Source organism: Lactobacillus sp. ESL0237 (genome assembly GCF_003692985.1).
Taxonomy (GTDB): Bacteria; Bacillota; Bacilli; order Lactobacillales; family Lactobacillaceae; genus Lactobacillus; species Lactobacillus bombicola.
In genome coordinates this window covers 1-24,957 of the sequence record NZ_REHE01000008.1, presented here as the reverse complement: position 1 = coordinate 24,957, position 24,957 = coordinate 1, and the positions used below count along the sequence as shown (strand labels likewise).

19 protein-coding genes, 1 tRNA gene and 1 pseudogene are annotated in these 24,957 nt (G+C 33.1%); 14 read left to right on the top strand and 7 right to left on the bottom strand.

The window, feature by feature from the left end; translation table 11 throughout:
- Window positions 1–56: 56 nt before the first annotated feature.
- From hrcA to F5ESL0237_RS04125, 8 genes are all read left to right on the top strand, one after another.
- Window positions 57–1,106 carry a heat-inducible transcriptional repressor HrcA gene (gene hrcA, locus F5ESL0237_RS04160; RefSeq protein WP_122024718.1) on the top strand — a complete coding sequence of 350 codons (1,050 nt, stop codon included), beginning with the start codon at window positions 57–59 and terminating at the stop codon, window positions 1,104–1,106.
- Between the two features lie 12 nt (window positions 1,107–1,118).
- The gene (grpE, locus tag F5ESL0237_RS04155) at window positions 1,119–1,697 is read left to right on the top strand and encodes a nucleotide exchange factor GrpE (RefSeq protein WP_122024717.1); all 579 of its coding nucleotides are present in this window, start codon (window positions 1,119–1,121) and stop codon (window positions 1,695–1,697) included.
- 19 nt (window positions 1,698–1,716) lie between these two features.
- On the top strand, window positions 1,717–3,555 hold the full coding sequence (dnaK, locus tag F5ESL0237_RS04150; protein WP_090092174.1) for a molecular chaperone DnaK: 1,839 nt from the start codon (window positions 1,717–1,719) through the stop codon (window positions 3,553–3,555).
- Between the two features lie 78 nt (window positions 3,556–3,633).
- Window positions 3,634–4,773, top strand: a complete 1,140-nt coding sequence (gene dnaJ / locus F5ESL0237_RS04145; protein WP_122024716.1) for a molecular chaperone DnaJ — start codon at window positions 3,634–3,636, stop codon at window positions 4,771–4,773.
- A 350-nt stretch (window positions 4,774–5,123) separates the two neighbouring features.
- Window positions 5,124–6,962 (top strand): translation elongation factor 4, encoded by a 1,839-nt coding sequence (lepA, locus tag F5ESL0237_RS04140; RefSeq protein WP_122024715.1) that lies wholly within the window; start codon window positions 5,124–5,126, stop codon window positions 6,960–6,962.
- Window positions 6,963–7,085: 123 nt separating this feature from the next.
- Window positions 7,086–9,371: a single-stranded-DNA-specific exonuclease RecJ gene (gene recJ, locus F5ESL0237_RS04135; protein ID WP_122022048.1), complete on the top strand. Its 2,286-nt coding sequence runs from the start codon at window positions 7,086–7,088 to the stop codon at window positions 9,369–9,371.
- Window positions 9,372–9,464: 93 nt separating this feature from the next.
- Window positions 9,465–9,992 (top strand): adenine phosphoribosyltransferase, encoded by a 528-nt coding sequence (locus F5ESL0237_RS04130; protein ID WP_090092169.1) that lies wholly within the window; start codon window positions 9,465–9,467, stop codon window positions 9,990–9,992.
- Window positions 9,993–10,160: 168 nt separating this feature from the next.
- Entirely contained in the window at window positions 10,161–10,721 is a 561-nt protein-coding gene (locus F5ESL0237_RS04125; RefSeq protein WP_122024714.1) for a GNAT family N-acetyltransferase, read from the top strand.
- 529 nt (window positions 10,722–11,250) lie between these two features.
- On the opposite strand, the gene F5ESL0237_RS04120 is transcribed toward F5ESL0237_RS04125, so the two are convergent.
- Window positions 11,251–13,524, bottom strand: coding sequence for an HAD-IC family P-type ATPase (locus F5ESL0237_RS04120; protein ID WP_122024713.1), 2,274 nt, complete (start codon window positions 13,522–13,524; stop codon window positions 11,251–11,253).
- Between the two features lie 148 nt (window positions 13,525–13,672).
- Window positions 13,673–14,959, bottom strand: a complete 1,287-nt coding sequence (eno, locus tag F5ESL0237_RS04115) for a phosphopyruvate hydratase (RefSeq protein WP_118897025.1) — start codon at window positions 14,957–14,959, stop codon at window positions 13,673–13,675.
- A 237-nt stretch (window positions 14,960–15,196) separates the two neighbouring features.
- Between eno and F5ESL0237_RS04110 the strand changes: the two genes are divergently transcribed.
- Window positions 15,197–16,027 carry a DegV family protein gene (locus tag F5ESL0237_RS04110; RefSeq protein WP_122021836.1) on the top strand — a complete coding sequence of 277 codons (831 nt, stop codon included), beginning with the start codon at window positions 15,197–15,199 and terminating at the stop codon, window positions 16,025–16,027.
- A 237-nt stretch (window positions 16,028–16,264) separates the two neighbouring features.
- Here the strand turns inward: F5ESL0237_RS04110 and F5ESL0237_RS04105 are convergent, their stop codons facing one another.
- Together F5ESL0237_RS04105 and F5ESL0237_RS04100 are read right to left on the bottom strand one after the other, a co-directional pair.
- The gene (locus F5ESL0237_RS04105; protein WP_122024782.1) at window positions 16,265–16,819 is read right to left on the bottom strand and encodes a phosphatase PAP2 family protein; all 555 of its coding nucleotides are present in this window, start codon (window positions 16,817–16,819) and stop codon (window positions 16,265–16,267) included.
- A 784-nt stretch (window positions 16,820–17,603) separates the two neighbouring features.
- A complete protein-coding gene (locus tag F5ESL0237_RS04100; protein ID WP_122024712.1) occupies window positions 17,604–18,236 on the bottom strand; it encodes a helix-turn-helix transcriptional regulator in 633 nt (210 codons plus the stop codon).
- Window positions 18,237–18,589: 353 nt separating this feature from the next.
- Here F5ESL0237_RS04100 and F5ESL0237_RS04095 point away from each other — a divergent pair, with 353 nt between their 5' ends.
- Together F5ESL0237_RS04095 and F5ESL0237_RS04090 are read left to right on the top strand one after the other, a co-directional pair.
- Complete coding sequence (locus F5ESL0237_RS04095; protein WP_147440982.1) at window positions 18,590–19,009, top strand: hypothetical protein; 420 nt, start codon at window positions 18,590–18,592, stop codon at window positions 19,007–19,009.
- A gap of 246 nt (window positions 19,010–19,255) precedes the next feature.
- On the top strand, window positions 19,256–19,714 hold the full coding sequence (locus F5ESL0237_RS04090) for a hypothetical protein (RefSeq protein ID WP_122024710.1): 459 nt from the start codon (window positions 19,256–19,258) through the stop codon (window positions 19,712–19,714).
- Between the two features lie 483 nt (window positions 19,715–20,197).
- Here the strand turns inward: F5ESL0237_RS04090 and F5ESL0237_RS04085 are convergent, their stop codons facing one another.
- On the bottom strand, window positions 20,198–20,491 hold the full coding sequence (locus F5ESL0237_RS04085; protein WP_122024709.1) for a helix-turn-helix domain-containing protein: 294 nt from the start codon (window positions 20,489–20,491) through the stop codon (window positions 20,198–20,200).
- 586 nt (window positions 20,492–21,077) lie between these two features.
- On the opposite strand from F5ESL0237_RS04085, the pseudogene F5ESL0237_RS04080 reads away from it, so the two are divergent.
- The 3 genes and pseudogenes from F5ESL0237_RS04080 to F5ESL0237_RS04070 all read left to right on the top strand — a co-directional run bounded on the left by F5ESL0237_RS04080 (window position 21,078) and on the right by F5ESL0237_RS04070 (window position 23,356).
- Window positions 21,078–21,973 (top strand): annotated as a pseudogene (locus F5ESL0237_RS04080) (ABC transporter ATP-binding protein).
- Window positions 21,966–23,174 carry an ABC transporter permease gene (locus tag F5ESL0237_RS04075; protein WP_122024708.1) on the top strand — a complete coding sequence of 403 codons (1,209 nt, stop codon included), beginning with the start codon at window positions 21,966–21,968 and terminating at the stop codon, window positions 23,172–23,174. The pseudogene F5ESL0237_RS04080 and the gene F5ESL0237_RS04075 overlap by 8 nt, the downstream one beginning before the upstream one ends.
- A 93-nt stretch (window positions 23,175–23,267) precedes the next feature.
- A tRNA-Ser gene (locus F5ESL0237_RS04070) sits at window positions 23,268–23,356 on the top strand.
- A gap of 121 nt (window positions 23,357–23,477) precedes the next feature.
- Here F5ESL0237_RS04070 and F5ESL0237_RS04065 read toward each other — a convergent pair.
- Both F5ESL0237_RS04065 and F5ESL0237_RS04060 read right to left on the bottom strand, forming a co-directional pair.
- Window positions 23,478–24,599 (bottom strand): site-specific integrase, encoded by a 1,122-nt coding sequence (locus F5ESL0237_RS04065; protein WP_122024707.1) that lies wholly within the window; start codon window positions 24,597–24,599, stop codon window positions 23,478–23,480.
- A 103-nt stretch (window positions 24,600–24,702) separates the two neighbouring features.
- The coding region (locus F5ESL0237_RS04060) for an SHOCT domain-containing protein (RefSeq protein ID WP_147440980.1) at window positions 24,703–24,957 on the bottom strand (255 nt) is incomplete at its 5' end.

Sequence of the window (24,957 nt, the reverse complement as noted above, 5' to 3'; positions counted from 1 at the left end):
TCATAATAATTGTTAGCACAAAGCAAATAAGAGTGCTAAAAGTGAGGGCGATATTTATGTTGACCGAACGTCAAGAATTAATTTTAAAAACAATTATTAATAATTTTACACAGACACATGATCCTGTCGGTTCAAAAACTGTAATGAACCAACTGCCAATTAAAGTTTCCAGTGCAACTATTCGTAATGAAATGGCTCTTTTAGAAGACAAGGGCTTAATTGAAAAAACTCATTTATCTAGTGGCCGTTTACCATCAACTGATGGCTATCGGTACTATTTAGATAATTTAGTTGAGCCATTACGTTTGCCAGCATCAGTATATGATAGAATTATGCTACAATTTAGCCAGCCATTTCATCAAGTTAATGAAATTGTTCAAGAGGCGGCCAAAATTTTATCTGATTTGACTAATTATACTGCTTTTGCTGAAGGACCAGAGAGTAATTCTTTAACTATTACTGGTTTTCGAATTGTTCCATTAGTGAATAGGCAAGTTATGGCTATTTTGGTTACCAGTGATGGGAATGTTCACAGTCAAGTTTATCGTTTACCCTATAATATTGGTGGCGATGAAGTTGAAAAAGCTGTGCGAATGCTAAACAATGAATTGGTAGGTAAGACTTTAAACGAAATAAACCCGAGTTCATTGAGTCAAGATTTAAGTGAAAAATTTGGTCTTCATCATATCACTGAATTAATTGAATTGGTTGAAGATGTGGTTAAAGAGGCTACTAGTGAGCAAATGTATGTTGACGGGCAGCTAAATCTTTTAAATAACAGTTCACTAAGCGATGCTTCAAGTTTGAAATCGCTCTATGAATTACTGGGTCATGAAGATTTAGTTTCGAATTTAATGACTAATGTAATGAACTCAAGTGATAGTCACTCACCCATAAGAGTTAGTTTAGGTTCGGAATTATCTAATGATTTATTGAAGGATTATAGTCTTCTTACTGCAGAGTACAGTGTAGGGTCATATGGTAAAGGTATTATTGCTTTACTTGGTCCTAATAATATGCCGTATTCGCAAGTGATTGGCCTACTAGAATATTTTAGAAATGAATTAGCTAAAAAGCTACTGGAATATTATGGCAGATTTAAATAAAGGAGGTTAACTGTGAGTAAAGAAAAACAGACTAATGAAAAAGATTTTATAGAAAATCAACCGGCAACGGATGAAACGAAAGATTTTGAAGCTCAAGTAGATGATCAACAAGCATCTGAATCTGAAAAAGATAAAATCAAATCAGAGTTAACTAGGGTGCAGGAACAAAATAAAGATTTAGAAGATAAATATTTACGTAGTCAAGCAGAAATGCAAAATATGCAAAATCGTTATAATAATGAACGTGCACAATTGATTAAGTATGAATCTCAGTCTTTAGCTAAAGACATTTTACCGGTAATGGATAATTTAGAAAGAGCTTTAGCAATTGAAGTAGATGATGAAGCTTCAAAGCAGCTTAAAAAGGGTGTTCAAATGACTCTTGACTCCTTAATTAAGGCGATGAAAGATCATGGAATTAGTGAAATCGATGCTGAAGGTGTAGAATTTGATCCAAACTTACATCAGGCAGTTCAAACGGTTGCTGCTGAAAATAATGAGCAGAAGAATTATATCGTTCAGGTTTTACAAAAGGGTTATTTATATAAGGATCGCACATTAAGACCAGCAATGGTTGTTGTTGCACAATAATTGAAAGGAAGTTTTATTAATGTCAAAAGTTATCGGTATTGATCTTGGAACAACTAACTCTGCAGTTGCAGTTCTTGAAGGTAAGGAACCAAAAATTATTACTAATCCAGAAGGTAACAGAACTACTCCTTCAGTAGTTGCCTTTAAGGATGGTGAAATTCAAGTTGGTGAAGTAGCTAAACGGCAAGCAATTACTAATCCTAATACTATTTCTTCAATTAAGCGTCACATTGGTGAGGCTGGTTATAAAGTCAAAATTGGGGATAAGGCCTATACACCACAAGAAATTTCTGCAATGATTTTACAATATATTAAGAAATTTTCAGAAGACTATTTAGGTGAGAAGGTTACTGAAGCAGTTATTACGGTTCCAGCTTACTTTAATGATGCTCAACGTCAAGCTACTAAAGATGCTGGTAAAATTGCTGGTTTAGAAGTAAAACGGATTATTAACGAACCAACTGCTTCATCACTTGCTTATGGTTTGGATAAAGATGCTGAAGATGAAAAAGTTTTAGTATATGACCTTGGTGGTGGAACTTTCGATGTTTCTGTTTTGCAACTAGGTGATGGTGTCTTTCAGGTATTATCCACTAATGGTGATACACGTCTTGGTGGTGATGACTTTGATAATAAGATCATTGACTGGCTTGTTAAAGGCTTTAAAGATGAAAATGGTGTGGACTTATCAACTGATAAGATGGCACTACAGAGATTAAAAGATGCTGCTGAAAAAGCTAAGAAAGATCTATCTGGTGTATCTTCAACTCACATTTCACTTCCATTTATTTCTGCTGGTGAAGCCGGTCCATTACACTTAGAAGCTGATTTGACTCGTGCTAAGTTTGATGAATTAACGGCTGATCTTGTTGATCGAACTAAGATTCCATTTGATAATGCACTAAAAGATGCAGACTTAACTGTTAATGATATTGATAAGGTTATTTTAAATGGTGGATCGACTAGAATTCCAGCGGTTCAAGAAGCAGTTAAGAAGTGGTCTGGAAAAGAACCTGACCACTCAATCAATCCTGATGAAGCTGTTGCCTTAGGTGCTGCTATTCAAGGTGGTGTTATTTCAGGTGATGTTAAGGATGTCGTTTTACTCGATGTTACTCCACTTTCACTTGGTATTGAAACCATGGGTGGTGTCTTCACTAAATTAATTGAAAAGAATACCACAATTCCAACGTCTAAGAGTCAAATCTTTTCAACTGCTGCTGATAATCAACCTGCTGTTGATGTCCACGTTTTGCAAGGTGAACGTCCAATGGCTGCTGATGATAAGACCTTGGGTCGTTTTGAACTGACTGATATTCCTGCCGCACCTCGTGGTGTTCCACAAATTCAAGTAACCTTTGATATCGATAAGAATGGAATTGTAAACGTTTCGGCTAAAGATATGGGTACAGGTAAAGAACAAAAGATTACCATTAAGAGTTCATCTGGTTTATCCGATGAAGAAATTCAAAAGATGCAAAAAGAAGCTGAAGAGCATGCCGAAGAAGATAAAAAGAAGAAAGAAGAAGTTGACTTACGCAATGAAGTTGACCAATTAATTTTCTCAACTGAAAAGACTTTGGGTGAAGTTAAGGATAAAGTTTCTGAAGACGACATTAAGAAGGTTCAAGATGCGCTTGATGAATTGAAGCAGGCACAAAAGGACAATAACTTGGAAGAAATGAAGACTAAGAAAGATGCACTATCAAAAGTTGCTCAAGACTTAGCGGTTAAGTTATACCAAGCTAATGGTGGAGCTCAAGGACAACCTGGTGCTGAAGCTGATGGTCAAAATGGCAATGCAGGTGATGGTTCAGCTAGCGATGGCGAATTTCATAAAGTAGACCCTGACAAGTAATGGGTTTATAATTGAATAAATTAGAAAAGAACTGCCATGAAAGTAGTTCTTTTCTTTTGGAAAGTAAGGAGCTTTTAGATGGCACAAGAAGATTATTATAGTGTGCTAGGTGTTGATCGAAATGCCAGTGATAAAGAAATTAATTCTGCTTATCGTAAATTAGCTAAGAAATACCATCCTGATATCAATCATGAACCAGGTGCAGAGGAAAAATACAAAAAAATAAATGAAGCTTATGAAGTTCTTCATGACCCACAAAAGAAGAGTCAGTACGATCAATTTGGTGCAGCTGGTGTGAATGGCCAAGCTGGCTTTGGTGGTGCAGGTCAAGGCTACAGTGACTTTAGTGGTTTCGGTGATTTTGGTGATATTTTTAACGATTTCTTTGGTGGCGCTTCTAGTGGACAGCGACGAGCAGATCCGACTGCACCAACACGCGGCGAAGATTTAGACTATACCCTAACTATTGATTTCATGGATTCTATTACTGGTAAAAAAACGCAAGTTTCATATACTCGTAGTGAAATTTGTGGGACATGTAAGGGAAGTGGTGCTGAAAAGGGTACCCATCCAATTACTTGTGACAAATGTAATGGAACAGGTTATATGACGGTTACACAGAAATCGATGATTGGGATGATTCGACGGCAAACAGTTTGTGACAAATGTAATGGACGAGGGATTATTATTGAACATCCTTGTGGTACGTGTCATGGAAATGGTGTTGTAGATGGTAAAAACACTATAGAAGTTAATATTCCAGCCGGAATTGACAATGGTCAGCAGTTACGCTATGAAGGTCAAGGGGAAGCTGGTAAAAACGGTGGGCCTTATGGTGATTTGTATATTTCATATCGAATAAAACAGTCCAAGGACTTTAAACGAGAAGGCAATACAATTTATACAACGGTGCCAATTTCATTTGCTCAGGCTACTCTTGGGGATGAAATTACAGTTAAAACTGTTCATGGGGAGCAAAAATTAAAAATTCCTGCTGGTACCCAGCCTAATAAAAAATTCACATTAAGAGGTGAGGGAGTTCCATATTTACGTGGTAATGCATGTGGTGACCAGATAACGACAGTCGAAGTACAAATTCCTAAAACTCTTAACGAAAAACAAAGAGCAGCCTTGGTTGACTTTGTTAAGGCTGGCGGGGGATCCATTAACCCACAAGAAAAAGGTTTCTTTGAAAGATTAAAAGAAAAACTGCAATAATTAAGAAAACGCAATTTAGTTATTGCGTTTTTTTATTCTGCTAAACTGTCAATGAAAATCATAGCATTTAAAAATGTTTGCTAGATAATTAATTTAATTGATTTTAGTAGTAATAATTACTTAAAAGTTAATGTTAAGACTTTATTCTGAAACATAGGTCTAACGTGCAGTTATTTTTTCAATATGGGGGTATGGTATAATTGTCTTACACAGAAAGAAGAAAGTAGTCTTCACAATAATATAGTAAATAATTATTAATCTGAAAGTAATTAAGAAATAAAAATTGCATCAATCAGCATTAAAACGTTGATTGGTCAATGACAGAAAAAACAAAAGGATGCAAATGATTTATGGATCTAACAAAATTAGAAGATTATAAAAAACATATTCGCAACTTTTCAATTGTTGCTCATATTGATCATGGTAAATCAACGATTGCTGATCGAATTTTGGAGTTAACCGATACGGTTTCAGAGCGGCAGTTAAAGAATCAAATGCTAGATGATATGCCACTTGAGCGTCAACGAGGAATTACAATTAAAATGAACTCAGTTGAAATTAAATATCATGCTCAAAATGGTGAAGATTATATTTTTCATCTTATTGATACACCAGGCCATGTTGATTTTTCTTATGAAGTTTCAAGGTCACTAGCTGCTTGTGAAGGAGCGCTTTTGGTCGTTGATGCTTCTCAAGGTGTACAGGCACAAACCTTAGCCAATACATATTTAGCCATTGATGATGATTTAGAGATTTTGCCAGTCATTAATAAAATTGATTTGCCGTCAGCAAATCCCGAGCAAGCAAAAGAAGAGATTACCGAGATGTTAGGATTAGATGCGTCTAATGCGGCTGAAGTTTCAGGTAAAACTGGTCAAGGCATTGGTGATTTATTAGAAAGAATTGTACAAGATATTCCTGCTCCGGATGGTGATTTAGAGGCACCACTTAAGGCTTTGATTTTTGATTCAAAATATGACGACTATCGTGGGGTCGTCTTATCAATTAGAGTCGAAGATGGAATGGTTAAACCTGGTGACCATATTAAAATCATGAATACGGGAAAAGAGTATGAAGTAACTGAGGTTGGTGTTTCTAGTCCGCATCCCGTGAAAAAAGATCTTTTAATTGCTGGAGATGTTGGCTATCTAACAGCTAATATTAAGTCAGTTCGTGAAACTGGGGTGGGAGATACAATTACTTCAAGCGAAAATGTGACAGCTAAACCACTTCCTGGCTATCGTCAAATCCCACCAATGGTTTATTCGGGTATGTATCCAGTTGATAACTCAAAATATGACGATTTGAAAGAGGCACTTCAAAAATTACAATTAAATGATGCTGCACTGGAATTTGAACCAGAAACTTCTACTGCATTAGGATTTGGTTTTCGTTGTGGCTTTTTAGGTCTATTGCATATGGATGTGGTTCAAGAAAGATTAGAGCAAGAATTTAATTTAGATCTAATTATGACAGCTCCTTCAGTCGATTATCATGCAATTATGAACGATGGCTCTACAAAAGTGATTGACAATCCATCTGATTTGCCTTCAGCTGGAGAATATCGTGAAGTTCAAGAACCTTATGTTAAAGCAGAAGTAATGGTACCAAATGACTTTGTAGGTCCGGTAATGGAACTTTGTCAACGTAAACGCGGTGAATTTGTCACAATGGATTATTTAGATAAATACCGGGTTAATGTAATTTATAATATGCCTTTAGCGGAAATAATCTATGATTTCTTCGATGATTTAAAATCGTCTACTAAAGGATACGCTTCACTGGACTATGAAATTACTGGCTATCGTGCAACCGATTTAGTCAAGATTGATATTTTGCTAAATAAACAAGTTATCGATGCCTTGAGCTTTATTGCTCATCGCGATGAATCACAAAATAGAGCAAGACAAATGACTTCAATGCTAAAGAAGCTGATTCCAAGGCAAAACTTTGAAGTTGATATTCAAGGAGCAATTGGAGCAAAAATAATTTCGCGAGCAACAATTAAGCCGTATCGTAAAGATGTTACTTGGAAAATTCATACAGGTGACCCTGATCGTCGGGCAAAGTTACTTGAAAAACAAAAACGTGGTAAAAAGAGAATGAAGGCTGTTGGACAAGTTGAAGTTCCCCAAGATGCGTTTATGGCAGTTTTAAGAATGAATGACGATGATTTAAACTCAAAATAAATTTTAACAAGATATTTTAATTCCAAAGATTTAATATAGTACTGTGACAATTTTTAAGTTCCAGCATCTCAATATTTAACTTTGGAATTTTACTATTTTAGAGAAGGCATAATTAAGTAAATGATAAAGTGGAAAGAGCGCACTAGTAAAGAATTAGCTCCTGAATTAGTTGAAAAATATCAGCTAAAACCCATTGCTGCAAAATTGTTTGCATTACGCAATCTAAATACAGCAGAGAAATTAGAATATTGGTTAAATGCTACCGAAGAAGATTTAGCTGATCCTAATTTAATGCATGATATGGCTAAAGCAGTCGCACGTATTAATTTAGCTATTGAGCATAATGAAAAAATAACTATTTATGGCGATTATGATGCAGATGGAATAACAGCTACTGCTATTATGATGGAAACACTGGAAATTTTAGGGGCTGATGTGCACTATTTTATTCCTAATCGTTTTGAAGATGGTTATGGGCCCAATTTAGCGGCATATAAGAAAATAGTTGCTAATGGTACTAATTTAATTATTACCGTTGACAATGGTATTACTGGAGTAGAAGAAGTAGCTTATGCCAAGCACAAGGGTGTTGATACAATAATTACGGATCATCACAAAATGCAAGAAAATGTACCCGATTGTTATGCCCTAGTGCACTGCAACTATCCGGGACAAAAATATCCGTTTGATGATTATTGTGGCGCGGGAGTTGCTTATACAATTTGTCGTGAATTGATGCAAGATCCGATGCCTGAATTATTAGAGCTTGCGATGATTGGCACAATTGGCGACATGGTGAAAATTTCAGGTGAGGGGCACATTGTTGTCAAACGTGGTTTAGAAGTACTAAATCAAACCGATAGACCTGGGCTGAAGGCACTAATTAAAAATTCAGGATTGCAAAGTGGTCAAATTGATGAGAATGATGTTGGTTTTAATATTACTCCCAGATTAAATGCAGTGGGAAGACTCGATAATGCTAGTTTGGCAGTTGAACTATTGTTGTGTGAAAGTGAAGCTGAAGCGCAAAAAATAGCCGATAAGATTGAAAACCTTAATGAACAGCGTAAAGATTTAACAGCTAAAGTATATAAGGCATGCTTACAGCAAGTAAAAGTCAATAATTGGCAATCAAGAAAAACACTTGTTATCTATTCAGCTGACTTTCACGAAGGTGTCTTAGGACTGGTAGCTAATAAAATTGCCGAAGAGTTACATAAACCAACAATTATTTTAACTAAAAATAAAGCAGGAATTATCAAAGGTTCAGGGCGTTCAGTTGCAAATTTTAATATTTTTAATGCGTTAGATAGCTTAAAACAAAATTTATTTCTTAAATTTGGTGGTCATGACTTTGCTTGTGGGCTATCAATGGAAGAAAGCAAAATTGCTACCCTTAGAACCGAATTTGAAGCTAGTTACGATATTCATGAAAGTACAATAGTTAAGTATTATGATTTTGAATTACCATTTACGCATCTTTCTCTTGATATTATGCACCAAATTAATCAAGTTGGACCCTATGGAACTGACAATGTAAAGCCAATTTTCAGTATTTCTAATTTAGAAATCAGCAGTTGCTTTTTTATGGGTAAGGATAAGAACCATATTAAATTAACATTAAGCCAAAAAAATAATAAATTAGAGGTAGTGGGCTTTAATAAAAAATACATAACTAAAGGTTTATTACCATATATAAACCAATTGTTTATCCAACTTGGTGAAAATAATTATCGTAATCAAGTTAAATTACAGGGAATAATCGAAGGAATTGTTTTTTCAGCACCTAAATTTTTGTTTTCAACTCCAGTAATTGATTTGCGTCAAGAAAAGCATGTAATGGGCTTTGCTGATCGCTATCTTTTATTTGACAAACAAAACTTAGAAGTGGCAAATAATAGTTTTGATATTGATTCTAAAAAAATCACCCTAATTGATGAATATGATAATGACAGTGATCGTGAAGTTGTGGTCTTTCTTGATACACCTCATAATCAGGCTGAATTGGATCAAGCCTTGACTAAAAATTATAAACAGCTTTATTTACGCTTTCTGCTAGATCAATTACCAATTAAATTAATGCCGGCAAAGAAATATTTTGAAGTGCTTCTTAAATATGTATACCAGCATCCAGGATTAGAAATTAATGAATATCGACAGGTGGCACCATTTTTAGGTATTGATTATCAGAATATACTATTTATTATGCGTGTTTTTTATGAATTAAAATTTATTACAATTAAGCAAAATAAAATTTGGGGTATTAAAAATCCAGAAAAAAAAGCCTTGACTGCTTCAAAGTATTTTTGTGCTATTCAATCACAGCTTAATTTTATTCAACAATTACGACAAATGCCAAGTGAAAAGTTGCTAATGTATGTTAATCAGCAATTAAAGAACAATAATTAATAGCATTTAATGCTTTTAAGATAAAAGTCTGGTAGAATAGATAAGTCAAAGAAGCTGTAGCAAGCAATTGAATTTGGAGGTTTTTTTCTTCTTATGGCAAACGTTTTTGAAGATCATATTGCAAGTGTCAAGGATTTCCCGAATAAAGGAATTACTTTCCGCGACATTACACCCATCTTGCAAGATGGGAAGTTATTTCGAGAAGCTACTCACCAATTGGCGGAATACGCTAAAAGTAGAGCGGCTGATGTAATTGTAGGCCCTGAGGCACGCGGTTTTATTGTTGGCTGTCCAGTAGCAACTGAATTGGGCTTAGGTTTTGTTCCCGCCAGGAAGCCACAGAAACTACCACGTGAAGTTGAGCGCGCATCCTATGATTTAGAATATGGTTCCAATATTTTGGAAATGCATAAAGATGCAATTAAACCCGGACAACGAGTAGTCATCTGTGATGATTTGCTTGCTACGGCTGGAACTTTAAGAGCATGTAAGGAACTTGTTGAAGAACTAGGTGGCGAACTAGTAGGAGCTGCTTTTTATATTGAACTACCTGATTTAAAGGGTAAAGAGAAGTTGCCAGGCTTAGATGTCTTTTCTCTTGTTCAGTATCATGGAGCTTAAGAACAATAAAAAAGGCTTGATGCACAAGTGTATCAAGCCTTTTATTTATAGGACTCTGGTATTTAAAAGTAGGGATCAACTTAATTTTCTTAAACAGAACGTAATCATCGCAAACTTTTTTTAATTTTAGAACGAAATCTTTTTACAAATAGTGTTCAAGTATTTATAATGGTACGGTATCTCAAAAAAAGGAGCATAAATAATTTGAAATTAAGAAAAGCAACCATGGCTGATTTTGACCAAATTATGACGATTTTGAAAGATGGCGCTAACCAGTTAGCTGAAAGAGGAGTTGATCAATGGCAAGGAGATTATCCTTCTAAAGCTCAAATTAAAGAGGATATTGAACATGGTTCAGCATACCTAGCTTCTTCAGCAGATAATGAAACAATTGGGGCAATTTCTATTGTAAACGCTCCTGATCATGCTTACGATAAGTTAGTTGGTCAGTGGTTATGTAATACTGGTAAATATGTAGTCATTCATCGAGTAGCAATCCATTCAAATTATGCAGGGAAGGGCTATGCAACAGAATTATTAAGTTCTGTTATTAATTATATTCTCGATAATAGAACAGATATTGATTCAATTCGCATTGATACTCACGAAGATAATAAGGCAATGCAACATTTAATTAATAAGATGGGCTTTACTCGAGTAGGTACTTTGCATGGTGTATATAGACCAAATGAAACATCTTATGTGTATGAATTAAAGAGTAATAATTAATAAAAGGTTCCGTTAACTTTGGGAATCTTTTTTAATTTATTGCTGTTTTTTTAGCTAGTTTTGTAGTATATTTAAATAAACTGTTTAAACAATAACTACTAAAATACAAATTATATATTGATTTATTGCAAAAAATAAAACAGTTAAAGCTTATTAAATTAAAACCGTATAACTCGATAAAATCAACAATTTTAAGGGGGTGGTTAGAGGGTCATTGATATATTATGATTTATGTTAATGATTCAAATTTTAAATAAACTAATTAAATTTCCTGATTAATTAAATATTTTTTCCTATTTTTAATTTTTATAACCAAACACATATACAAACACATATACAAACATATTTTATTAGGCGAGGATAGTCAGGAACGCCTGATAATCTTTAAAAGCTGAGTACGTCAAAATGTCGTGCTCAGCTTTTTTAATTATTAAAGAGGCAACAAGAAGCAGCTCATATTTGAGAGACAATAAAAATCGCTCCCAAACTTATCACAAGAGATATTTGGAGCGATCTACTTCAATTTTAGTTATTTATTTTTCATAATTGGTTGATAAAATAAATCAATTAAGATTGCTGCTATTAAACTAATAAAAATAGTAATTAGCAAATTTATCCAATTAATCTGAGTCATCGCAATTCCGCTCAATGCAAGCACAATTGTTAGAATAATATCTCCCATTTGCGTTAATCCAACGGCTTTAGAAGGATAGTCTTGCCAAAAGTAATGCTTTGTTCGAGTTATTAAAATAATAAACATTGCACTTAAAACTAGATATACATAGACCATAGTTGAAATAGTACCATGACTAAAGTTATGGTTATTTAAGTACCATATACCTGCTATGCCAATTAGGGTCCAGCCGAATGCTAGTGAAAAAGCAATTTTAGCTAACTTAGCCATATCCCAATTTTCTGGTTGGTAAGTGATGTGGGTGCGATCAGTACCAATCATCATTGTAACCATGTTATTCATAATGGTATAAATAACCATTGCATTTAAGGCCATAGGGATATAATCGAAAAATAAATAGCCAAAAGTAAGTAGCATAGTGAGTTGAGCAGTTCTAGCTAATTTTGTTAACGACCAGGTAGTCATTCGCTGATATACCCGATGTCCAGCGTCTAGAATTTTAACAATGGATGTTAAGCCATCATCAAGAAGAACCATCTTACTGGATCGTTTGGCAACGTCGGCTGCATTTGAAACAGCGATTCCAACCTCGGCTTGTTTTAATGCAGGAGAATCATTGACACCATCCCCAGTCATTCCTACAATATAACCTTTTTTTTGAAAAAATTTGACCATTCGTAATTTATCTTCTGGTAAAACGTCAGCAATTCCAGCAAGATGTTGAATATCAGTTTGATCATTAAAATCATGAATAGAAATAACTTTTCCGCTTAAGTTAACTTGTTTTGCAACAGCCTGAGCGGTTTTTTGGTTATCACCAGTTAGCATAATTGGCAGAACACCACGTTTTTTAAGTTCAGCTAGAGCAGCTTTTGAGTCAGATCTTACTTTATCTTCTAAAATAAATACTCCCGCTAAAATATCATCAATTAACACAGCAACTGACCGTCCTGAACTAAAATCAACATCTTTAACTTTGGTTAGGGCAGTTGAATCAATTAAAGATAATTGCTTGAATGACCCTAATTTAACATTATGGTTATCAACATTGGCCATTGAATAGCCTCTTGCAGAGGTAAAAGGAGTAAAGTCCTTACTAGTTTTAATCTGTAAGTTGCAGTTGGAAATATAATCGGTAATCGCAGTATCAATAATTTTTTTATTTCTTTGATCAATGGCGGCAGAAGCAAGTTCTAATACCGTATCATTGCTCATCTCACTAAAATTAGTCCATTGAGAAACAGCTGTTTTATTTTCGGTAATTGTTCCAGTTTTATCTAATAAAATCAAATTTAAATTAGCTGCATCTTGAATACCGGTTAAATCAGATGTCAAAACCCCCTCTTTGCTTAATCTAGTAGCTTCAAAGGAATTGGAGAGGGCAAAGGTTGAAGGCATCGCAACAGGTATGGAGGCAATAAACATCATTGCCAAAAATGGTAGCATATCAATTAAATTCTTCAAATCACCACCTTTAAAGAAGGAAGCAATCACGATTACTAAAGTTAAAATTCCATCAAGGATACAGAGATAATAAATAATTTTAGTTAATAGTTGTTGCAAGTGACCTGGAGCAGCTGAATTATTAATTAAATTAATGGTTTTCCCAGAACGTGAATTTGCCCCTGTTGCGGTTACACGAGCTAGGGCACTTCCTTCGGTTACAGTGGTACCCGCAAAGGCGATATCTGTAATGTTCTTTTTTACGGTTTTTGCTTCACCCGTAATAGAACTTTCATCAAAAGAAACTGGACTATCAAGTATTTGAACATCTGCCGCTAGCACATCGCCAGATTGGATACTAATCAAATCGCCTGGAACTAAATATTTGGAATCAATAGTTTTCCAAATTCCATCGCGTTGAACTGATACCAGCGGGGTTAATTTATGAGAAATAGTGTTTAAAACACGGCGAGATTGCTTTTTCTTTGAAGCACCATTCCAAGCAGCAAATAGTAACATTAATAAAACGAAAAAAGATTGGATCCATTTGCCTAAGAGACACTCAAGAAGTAAGGCAGCTTCTAAAATCCAGGCGGATAGATTCCATAATTTAGCTAAAAATTCTTTAAAAAAGTTAAATTGAGGTTCGGGTACTTCGTTTAACCCATTTTTTGTTAGTAATTCATCTGCTTCGGCTTGACTTAAGCTAGCAATTTTTTCAGACATAATTTTCCTTCCTTAACAAGTAATTCTTTATTTAAGTTAGCATAAATATGCCCCGTTTTCTAGCAAATAAAACGGCATGGTTTTACTTACAACAAATAGGGCACAAAAAAAGCTTGCTTATAGGCAAGCTTTTTTATGATAAGACTAATTAGTCCTTGTTAACGTTATCTGGGAAAGTAGCTAAACGTTCACCTGCACCAAGTTCTTCTTCGATTTCAAGTAAACGGTTGTACTTCTCAACACGTTCTGAACGAGCTGGAGCACCAGTCTTCAATTGACCACCATTAATTGCAACAGCGAAGTCAGCAATGAAAGTATCACCAGTTTCACCTGAACGGTGAGAAATCATGGTGTTGTAACCATTCTTACGTGAAAGACGAATAGTTTCCAAAGTTTCAGTAACAGTACCAATTTGATTCAACTTAATTAATGATGCATTACCAGCACCTTCCTTAATAGCTTTAGCTAAAAGTTGAGGATTAGTACAAATGAAGTCATCTAAAACGATTTGAATTCTATCTTTGTGAGTTTGAGTAAATTTAATCATTCCTTCAACATCATTTTCATCGTATGGATCTTCAATTGAAATTAATTCAGGGAATTCATCAAGTAACTTGTCGTAGTATTCAGCTAATTGATCGTCGTCAAAGACTTTACCTTCAAAGTGGTACTTACCATCTTCTTTGTTGTAGAAGTATGAAGCAGCACAGTCACAAGCAATTGCAATATCTTCACCAGGCTTATAACCGGCCTTAACAATAGCATCGTGTAAAGCTTGCAAAGCTTCTTCAGAGTTCTTCATGTTAGGAGCGAAACCACCTTCGTCACCAAGACCAGTTTCGTAACCCATGTCTTCAAGAACCTTCTTTAATGTGTGGTAAGTGTTAACAATCTTTTCAAAACCGTCACGGAATGAAGTCTTTTTAACTGGGGTAATCATGAATTCTTGAACATCGATACCGTTGTCAGCGTGCTCTCCACCGTTAATAACGTTGTGGAAAGTTTGAGGCATTTCAAGGTCAGTTCCACCAAGGTAACGGTATAAAGGTTGATGAGTATCTTTAGCAGCAGCAGCAGCAGTAGCCATTGATACACCCAAAATTGCATTAGCACCAAGCTTAGCCTTGTTAGGGGTACCATCTAATTCAATCATAACACGGTCAATATTTGCTTGATCGTGAGGATCTAAACCCTTTAAAGCTTCGGCAATCTTAGTATTAACGTTTTCAACGGCTTTGGCAACACCTTTACCGCCAACACGATTATCACCATCACGCAATTCAACAGCTTCGTTTTCACCTGTTGAAGCACCAGATGGAACTTCGGCCTTGCCTACAACACCATTTGAAAGCGTAACAAATGCCTCAACAGTTGGATTACCACGTGAATCATAGATTTCCAGTGCATGAACATTTTCAATGACTGATTTTAACATCTAAAAACCTCCTAAATAATAAATGCTGTACTAATTAGTACATACATTAGTGGAGCAGAGCTCCAAGTCTACATGACAAATTTTAGCCTAAGTTTGTGATTATGTAAACATTTGTAACCGTTTTCTAGTATTAAAAATTTTATAAGCATTTATTCGCTTTTTTAGTCGATTTGCATTATTATTTAACTATACAATCTTAACTTTGATTGGTTTATTTTTGATAAGGATATTCAATAAATGGAAGAAGTAAAATTAATAATCGATTCTAGTGCTAATGAAAAGATAAGTGAAAGACTGATAGTCGTTCCTTTAACAATATCAATTTCAGGTAAAGACTTTATAGATGATGAACATTTAAATATGGCTGATTTTCTTGATTCAATGGCGAAAAATACCGAAGAGGGAAGGACATCTTGTCCAAGTATCGATGAGTGGCTTAAAGCCTTAGAAGGTAGTAGCCGAGCAATTATGTTAACAATTACTAGTGGACTTAGTGGTAGTTTTTCTTCAGCTTATCAAGCAAAGCAGATATATGAAAAAGATAATCCTAATAGTCGGGTCATCGTTATTGATTCTAGAACTGCTGGACCAGAGGTTTCAATGATTCAACGTGAAATTGAACGCTTGGTTGATGATCAAACTAGGTTTGTAGATATAGAACAAAAAATTTCGGAATACAAAACGCATACGCACTTATTGTTTGTACTACAATCCCTACATAATTTAGCTTTAAACGGTCGTGTAAGTATGGCAGTAGCTAAAGTAGCTAAAATGTTAAAAATCAATCTTGTTGGGACAGCTAGTGAGCAAGGGAAATTGGAACCAATTGCTAAAGTACGTGGTATGAAGCGTTCTTTAAATGAAATATTAAAATTGATGAATGAAATGAACTATCAAGGTGGGCGAGTAATCATTGATCAGTGTAATAATGAAAAGGATGCGCAAGTACTTAAAGAAAAAATTCTCATATCATATCCGCAAGCAGAAATAATAATTCGACCAATGCATGGCCTATGCGCTTTTTACGCAGAAGCTGGTAGTTTAATGGTTGGTTTCGATGAGCAGTAATTTTTAAATAGCGAAAAGCAGTTCAACATAACGATGATGTGAACTGCTTTTTTGGTAATTATTTTATTACACTTTAAAAAAATGACGGTTAAGATACATTGATAGTAATTTTGGCAATTAGTAAAAGACCAATTTGAGTAAAACCTTAAGAAGTAAACCATAAATCGTATCCGATACTATGAAATATGTCTTATGCTATTTAGCTAAGATAGTATTATTGTTCTAATAATTTAGTATTTATAAAAAAGCAAGAAAAATTTGCTGTGATAAGGTAAAACAGAAGACAGCTAAAGAAGTTGCACCAATAACGTCTGAAGGATAGTGGGCTTTCAAACTAATCCTTGATATCACTACCATTATCCAAATGACAGCTAGTGTAATTATTAACCCATTACCAAATTTTGTTCCAAAAATTTCCCAAATAATTAAGATCATACTAGTAGTTCCTAAGACATGACCACTAGGAAAACTATAACCTTCTTCAAGACTGGAGTGCATGAGTGGACGCTTACGGTGCATCCACTTTTTTAATAGAAGCCCACTTAAATCGGTAAAACCAAGAGTAAATAAAACCCAAAGTGCGGCTAAATTCTTTTCTTCATTAATTAGGAAACTAGCCAAAAAAATATCCCAAACTACTAAGAGTTTTGGATCATTGATGAAAGTAATTATTTGCCAGCTAAAACCATCATGTTGCCCAACTAATTTGTGATGGAGCCAATGGTCAAACAGATTAAATCGACGTGAGTTTCTAACATTAAAAATAAGTAGTACCAGTATTAGAGCGGACATAATTGCAACCCAGATGTTTAAATACAAGATAAATCCCTACCTATCAAACTTTAACTTTATTTGACTGTATTTTAACAGTTACCAAGGTTTCAATATACTTTAAAGTACACTCTTGAGTAAAAATTAAGAAAATTGCTAATTATAAATGCTTTTTGTCACTAACTTGTTATTGGTTTAGTTAGAATTATAAACAATTAATTTTAAAAATTTGTCAAATTTAATTGAATATTCCTAGGCAAAAATATTTTTTGCTTCATTAAAATATTTCTGCATGACTTAATAAATCAAGCTCTAATGCATGTCTTAGAAACTTAGCTTGAAAAAATGCCAACTTTGATTATAAGATATTATAATCTTAAAAGTCTAAATAGGAGAAATTAGAGGATGAAAAAACAAGAAAGTTTTACTGAATTACTCTAACTTGTTTTTGTTTAGTTTTGTGAAAGTACGATTTTTTAGATTATTTAGTTAACTTTTTTTAAATTAATATTAATTTAAGAGAGGAATTAATTATGAAAAATGCAACAAAAAAATACAATTTTATTTGCTAAAAAATGCGGATTTAATTGAAATACGCGGAGGCAAACATTCTGAAACAAATTTATTAAATAAATACATGGGTTTTTAGAAGTCTCAAAGACTAAAGAAATTAAAGCTAAAGGTTTTTATTATAATCAAAAATAATTTTGTTCTACTTAAAATTAATAAAAACATATTACTGCTACCTATAGACTTATAGCAAAGATTGTCTAATGAAAAAGTTGATTAATCTAAGAGAGGTAGGCTAGAAATTATTTTTTGCGAGTTTTTTTATATTAAAAGGACTAAAAAAAACTATTGTTGTAATAATAAATGTGGTAATCAAAACATATGTAATTGAAGCTAGAGTAACTAAAATATTATTTATATAATCTGTCGAATAAGAAGAAAAAAGGTAGTTGTTTTTAAATAATAAACAGCAATTTAGTATAAGAAAAATAAAAATAGAACATAAAAGAAAGGCAAGTGCTTTTGGTTTAGAAAATTTACTCCATTCAGAATAAAAATTAAGATAAACAATATTGATTATAAAAGCTATAAATGGAGTATATTTAATAATCAATTTAAATCCAAAAAATCTCAGATAAGTCATTACGGCAAATGCACATAATAATAAATATAGTATAACGGTTAACGGCTTATTTTTCTTTTTTACATTATTGTCTTTTTTTAATTTTGTATCTTGTATACTACCTAGCTCATCAAGTGAAATTTCAAATATACTACAAAGCTTAAAAAGCATTTCAATATTTGGTGTACTACGATCATTTTCCCAGCTTGATACTGTTTTACGAGAAACTAGTAATTTTTTAGCCAATTGTTCTTGTGTAAGACCATATTTAATACGATAATGTTTAATTTTGTCTCCTAATTCCATCTTTATGACTTTCTATTAAAAAATTTAAATCATGTGTACATACATAGTGACATTCAAGCATTATTGGTTTAAAAAGACAATATAATATTTAAAAATTATAAAAGATAAATTTTATATCAATTATTTGTGATTTTTTCAGTACCAATTGTTGAGATGATATTTATTTAGAAATCATTTTTATAGCTTACTGTAGAAGTACATCAAGTAATAACTTTTAATATCATACTATTGAAAATATTTTTTAAAAAAATTGTTTGAGTGCATAGAAGAGGGGAGACTAAAATGAAAAAAACGGGATTATAGAAAGCTTAATGGATATCCATAACCATATTTCTAAATGGAAAAGATTAAATATGGATAAATTAGAGAAAAAAAATACTTTTCTAAAATTCGATTCCCGTTTATGGTTCTGTGTTTTCATGGTATTGCAAGATTTAAATTTTAATTATGGGGGTAACGAATCTGTAAGTGTTATGGGCCCACTTTTTGTTTTTGATGTATTTGCAGAAATATGGACTGGCTTTTGTTATCAATGTGCTATCATTAAAGAAATTAACGCTAATAATATCAACGATTCAATGAAAAGATGGATTTTAATTAATACATCTATAAGAATGAGCTTGATTATTGTTAGTATCATGCTTTCAATTTGTACTTATACTAAAATGAAATTTAATCTTTGGTCAGTATTAATATTTTCAATAATAGCTAGCTTAATAGGAGATGGACTTCAAGTTTGTTTTTTAATAAAGAAAAACTGTTGGGAAAATTAATGTTACTTTGAATTTTCGAATAAGTTTCAAAAATCGCGAGAAAAATGTTAATAATAATTGTTTGTCTTTGCTTAAATTCTTTTGCATCAAATAATAATCCGTTTTTCAAAAAATTTATTAAGCAATTTCTACATGACTTAATAAATCAAGCTCTAATGCATATCTTAGAAACTTAGCTTGAAAAAATGCCAACTTTGATTATAAGATATTATAATCTTAGAAGTTCAAACTAGGAGGAATTAGAGGATGAAAAAACAAGAAACAGTTTTTGAGGCGTTAAAAGATATTTATCATCATCTGAAAGAATGGTCAGATCCTAGCTCTGCTTTAAAAAAGGGTAATCTCTTGCCACTGGCGATTGTAATTTTTTGTTTTCCAATTCCAAACGCAATTTTTTTACAAAAAAATGATTTTAGAAGTGGTTTAATTGCCCTAGTATCTCTAATTATAGCTTCTGCTGATATTTTTATTTATCAGCACTTATTGAAAAAAAGTATTGATAATGGTATGTATACCCAACAAATTAAACATTCAAGTATGATAGTATCTGGTTTAAGAGGACTAGTTATTGCAATAGCTGGAATAGAAGTAATTCAGTCTTTCGCAAAAGTTAAAATAAATGTAGGGTTAGTAGTTCTGCTGGGGATTGTAGCAAGTGCGATAGGTGTCGGCCTTCAAAAATTGTTTATTAACCACCATTCTTAGTTTTTTGATAAGTATGTAAAAAATTGAATATGAGAGAAACAAATAATGAACAAGTTAAATAAAAGTAAATTTTACATTTGCAATAACAAAGATTTAGGTAAAATTAATAGTGGGGTTAAAAGAGCGACAATGATGCTATAGATTTTTAATTACTATTGGAAAATTAATTAGAAATCTTCAAAATGTTTTTTCCTAAATTATAGAATGAAGTTGGACATTTGCCCTGATTAGAAAATAAAAAGTTACCATAGAACTTGCTTAATTCTAACATATCTAGGCGGCATCTAAAGGGTCGACATCTTGCTTTTCGACTGGGTGAGGGCATGGGTCCTCGCATCAAATAAGGTTTCCAGGTTATGTGAAGGTATATTTGAGGAAGAGGCAATAAGATAATTATTGGATATTATAATGACAGAATTAAAAAGTAAGAAAAAAGAAACTAGTAATAAAACTAGTTTCTTTTTTTGCTGAAAACGAGCCCAGTCATTGAATAATAGTAAATAGATGACAGACAAAGCTATGTTGATGAGTGGAGGATATACCAATATAATACTGTGTCTTAATATTTTGAGTTTTAGTAATATCTTGGTGCAGTAAGTAATCTAAAGTAATATTAAAAATGTCGCTTAATTTTAATAAAGTTTCGAGATCAGGCACACTACGATCATTTTCCCAGCTTGAAATTGTTTTTCTTGATACAAGTAGTTGATTGCCAAGTTGCTCTTGAGTAAGCCTGTTTTTGGTACGATAAAACTTAATTTTTAAACCTATTTTCATTTTTAAACCACCTTTTCAAAATTTCATATACATATAAATATATATTAAACCATTTTTTAACTAAATTTAAAAATCAATTTGGTCTTAATAATTTGTACCTAGCACTAACTACCAATTATTCATAGACTGTTGTTAGGTCTACTTTAAATTGTTAATAGATGTTGCTTAACTATAAATGATCAAAAAATCCTTCTAAATAGAGTCTTTTGAACTATGTCTTAGAAACTTAGCTTGAAAAAATACTTGCTTCAAGCATAAAATATTTGGCGTAAAGTGTTTTCATTACAAACTAAGATTGCATCATAGGAGTTCTGAAAGATATATTTTCTCACATTTTAAAATGGGAAAACCAAAATTCTGACCAAACTGGAATAAGAGATACATTTTTAAAAGGAAGTTTTAATTTATATAGCTACAATGAATACAATCTTTATTTAGTTGAGGCTCAAACCAAATTATCAGCTAAGCAGGCGAAAATAATTCGCTACGGCATGAAGGGGGATGCAGCAATTCTAATAAAAAAAGAAAACGCTCTATCTTATTTTATAAATCAATTATTTAGAAAAAATTAAAAAGGCGGTTTTATATGCTGAAAATTGAACATCTTAGTAAAAAGTTTGGTGACAAGGTCGCACTAGATGATATTGGTTTTGTAGCTGAACCAGGTAAAATTTTAGGACTAATTGGTCAAAATGGTGCTGGTAAAACTACAACTTTTCATAGTATTTTGAACTTTATTAGCTATGACGGTAAGATTTCCTGGGAAAATAAACAGATAAATGAAGATAATTTTGATCAAATTGGTTATTTACCTGAAGAGCGCAGTTTGATGCAAAAGTTGACGCTTCAAAACCAAATTATTTATTATGCTCAACTTAAAGGGATGAAAAAGCAAGATATTTTAAGTAAAATCGATGCTTGGCTAGATCGATTTGAGGTCAATGGAAATAAATCTGACAAAATAAAGACTTTATCAAAGGGTAATCAGCAGAAAGTACAGCTGATCTGTACTTTGATTCATCAACCAAAATTAATTATCTTAGACGAACCATTTAGTGGGCTTGATCCAATTAATGCGGAATTACTAAAAACGGCAATTCTAGACGCTAAGAATAATGGAGCTATTATTATTTATTCAAGTCATGATATGGTGAATGTTGAGGAAATTTGCGATTCACTTTTGATGCTCAGAAAAGGCCAGGTAGTTTTAAAAGGTCCGGTTGAAGAAGTTCGAAATTCATTTTCTAAAAATGAAATTCTTGTCAAAACAGCTACACCGCTAGCAGAACTAATTAAATTGCCACATGTTCAAACTGTTGAGCAGAGGAAAAATAATCGCTATTTATTAAGAATAGATGACGAAAAAAGCGGTCCAGAAGTCTTTGCAGCTTTGACAAAAGATCAGTATATTGAAGATATCAGCAGCAAGCACCAACTTTAGCTGAAATTTTTCGGATGAAAGCGAGTGAGAAGAATGCGTAAATTTGCTATTGTTGTTTGGCACACATTTTACAAACAAGTAAAATCATGGTCATTCGTGATGTTATTTTCAGTACCACTTTTGCTCTTAGCTGTTACATTTGGAACCGAATACTTCATTATTAACAGCATGGGTGACACTTATGCTGTTGTCAGCAATAATCCGGATATAAGTAAACCTTTTGTAAAAGCTAATGTTGAAGATTACGTTGATGACACTATCAAAACAGTTTCAATTGCTAAAAAGAGTTTACAAAATGTTGATATTGACGGTTATGTTGATATTGAAGTTAAACGTGGTCAAATTCAAGCCGATTACTTTGGTACTAAGAAAATTGATTCAAAGTTTAAAAAGAGATTAGTAAAATACCTGAAACAACTTCAAAATGAGCGTAGCAAGAAAGATTCTAAACTAAACTCATCTCAGACTCATCTGACTCCAGTATTAAGCGAGCACTTGCAGAAGATGACCATTAATCTCGGTGAAGATCCTTATCTATTTTTATCGACTATATTTGGAATTATGTTTGTTATCGTTGGTATTTATACTAATATTACCGCACAAGAAATTGCTGCTGATAAAGGGACAAAGATAATTGAGGTTATTTTTTCAAGCATTTCTGCCGTTAAATATTTCACTGGAAAAATTACTGGTATTTTAGGGCTTGTAGTTTTTCAATTATTGATTTATTTAATCATTGGAGCTACTGGGCTAGAAATGATTAAACATATACCGCAAGCTGCTCCTTTTATGGCGCAAACTAATTTATTAGCTTACGCCCGAGCTATTGTCCAAAGTCTTTTAGGAATTAAACTAGTATATCTTTTATTGGGAATAATTCTATTCATGATTTTAGCGGCATATTGTGGAGCAGTGGTCAAACGGACAGAAGATGCTTCAAAAGCTGCACAGCCAGTTACTTACTTCTCATTTGTTATCTTATTTATTGGATTAACATCAAGCAATATCAGTACACTAAAGAATCCTATTATAATTTTTTTATCCTTTATTCCTGGATTCTCATCGTTTTTCATGCCCTTACGCTTAATTACTAAAACGGCTAATAATTGGGAGAGTGCCTTTTCTTTGCTTATTTTAATTGGATGTATTGGTTTACTAGTATTTTTTGTTGGCAAATCATATAAACGGTTAATGTTGCAAAACGATAGTAAGCCATTTTGGCAAAAATCAAAGAAGTCATAGTTAAAATGGACAACAATTATAAGAACAAATTTGGCAAAATTGTAAAATTAATTTTGCAGTTTTGCCAATATCATGTATAATTATGGTTGTTGTGGAGAGTTGGCAGAGTGGTAATGCACCGGACTCGAAATCCGGCGAACCAAGTATTCCTTGGCGCGCAGGTTCAAATCCTGTACTCTCCTTAAATATGTTTAAAAAGCTTGTAATATCAACGATTACAAGCTTTTTTATTACTTTCGAACGGCAAACGCACGGCAAAAAAGAAATAAAAAAATAATTTAACCTTTAAAAAGGTCATTATTGTTAAATATTCAATTGGCTGATTGAGGTAGCAGCATCGTTTTTATTTTTTTGGGTTACGTGGGTATAAATATCCAAAGTCATTTGAATGTTTTCATGTCCCATTAGCATCTGAACCGTTTTAGGCTTAATGTCTGTTTCGCTGATTAGTAATGTAGCAAAAGTATGTCTAAATCCATGAACAGTTATTTTTCTTAAATTTGGATTTTTTCTATATACTTGAGCTAACCACTGCGATGGTTTTGCTAATGTTAAGTAGTTGCCGTCATGGGTATGGAAAATATTTTTTGAAAGTATCTTTTGAGATTTTTTATATTCTAAAAGATCTTTTCTAAGATTTGTTGACATTGGAAGCGTTCGGTTGGACATTTTACTTTTTGGTGGTTGGACAATGGTTTTATTACCAAGCCCCAAAGCAAGTGTACGCTTTACTGAAATTGTATTTTTATTGAAATCGATGTCTTTCCACTCTAACGCCAGAGCTTCTGACTTACGCAATCCAGTAGAGGAAAGCAATTTGAAATAAGTATAAATATTAATGTTATAGTCTTTAGCAGTAGCTAAAAATGTTTTCAATTCTGCCCTAGAGTAAACATTATGTTCTACATCTCTGCGAGCGCGGGATGTTTTCTTGGGCATGATAATTCTTTTAACAGGATTATCTTTAACGTAATTAAGTCTGATGGCATATTCGAATAAAGTTCCTAGTTGTCTGACTACATCTTTATATTTTACGATTTCGTTTGCTTTGTTATCAGCAAATTTTTGTACGGATTTAACTTTAATTTTATCCATATACTGATTGCCAAAGATAGGCTTAATATGATTTTTGTACAATTGCCAATTTTTGTTGGCTGTCGACTGCTTCACTTGTCCCTTATAATTGTTAAACCATAACTGATACATTTCATCAGTTTTAATTTGTTTAGGTCGCTGATATCCAGTTGTACCATTGGCGCGTAATTGGTCATAAGTGATTTTGGCATCGTTATACGTTTTAAATCCTTGGCGAGTGATATTAACGCGCTTGCCGTTTTCATCCATACCGAGATAGAGGTGGAACTTAAAAACACGTTCGCCTCTTTTGTTTTTGTATTCTTTTATATGTTCGTCTCGCTTTGGCATAATTTTCCTCCTAATAAAAAAGCCGCAAAGATTTATTGTCTTACAGCTTTTTTGCACATCATAGTTTTTAACATTGCTGGTGTTGCGTGTTGTGGACGATACCTTAAAGCCCCAGCAATTGTTTCTTCTTTGCCTCGAATTCTTCTTGGGTAATGATGCCATCATCTAGTAGTTGTTTATATCTGCGTATTTCTGCTGGGGCATCAGTGTTATCCTTGGTATCTTCGACGACTTTTTCCGTGGCTTTCCAGCCATCTAGAATTGCAATGACATGGTTTAATTCTGAATATGCATGTCTAACAAAAAAACCGTCTGCCTTATTATTTTTAGCGTTTAAGAGACTAACTTCAAAATTGCT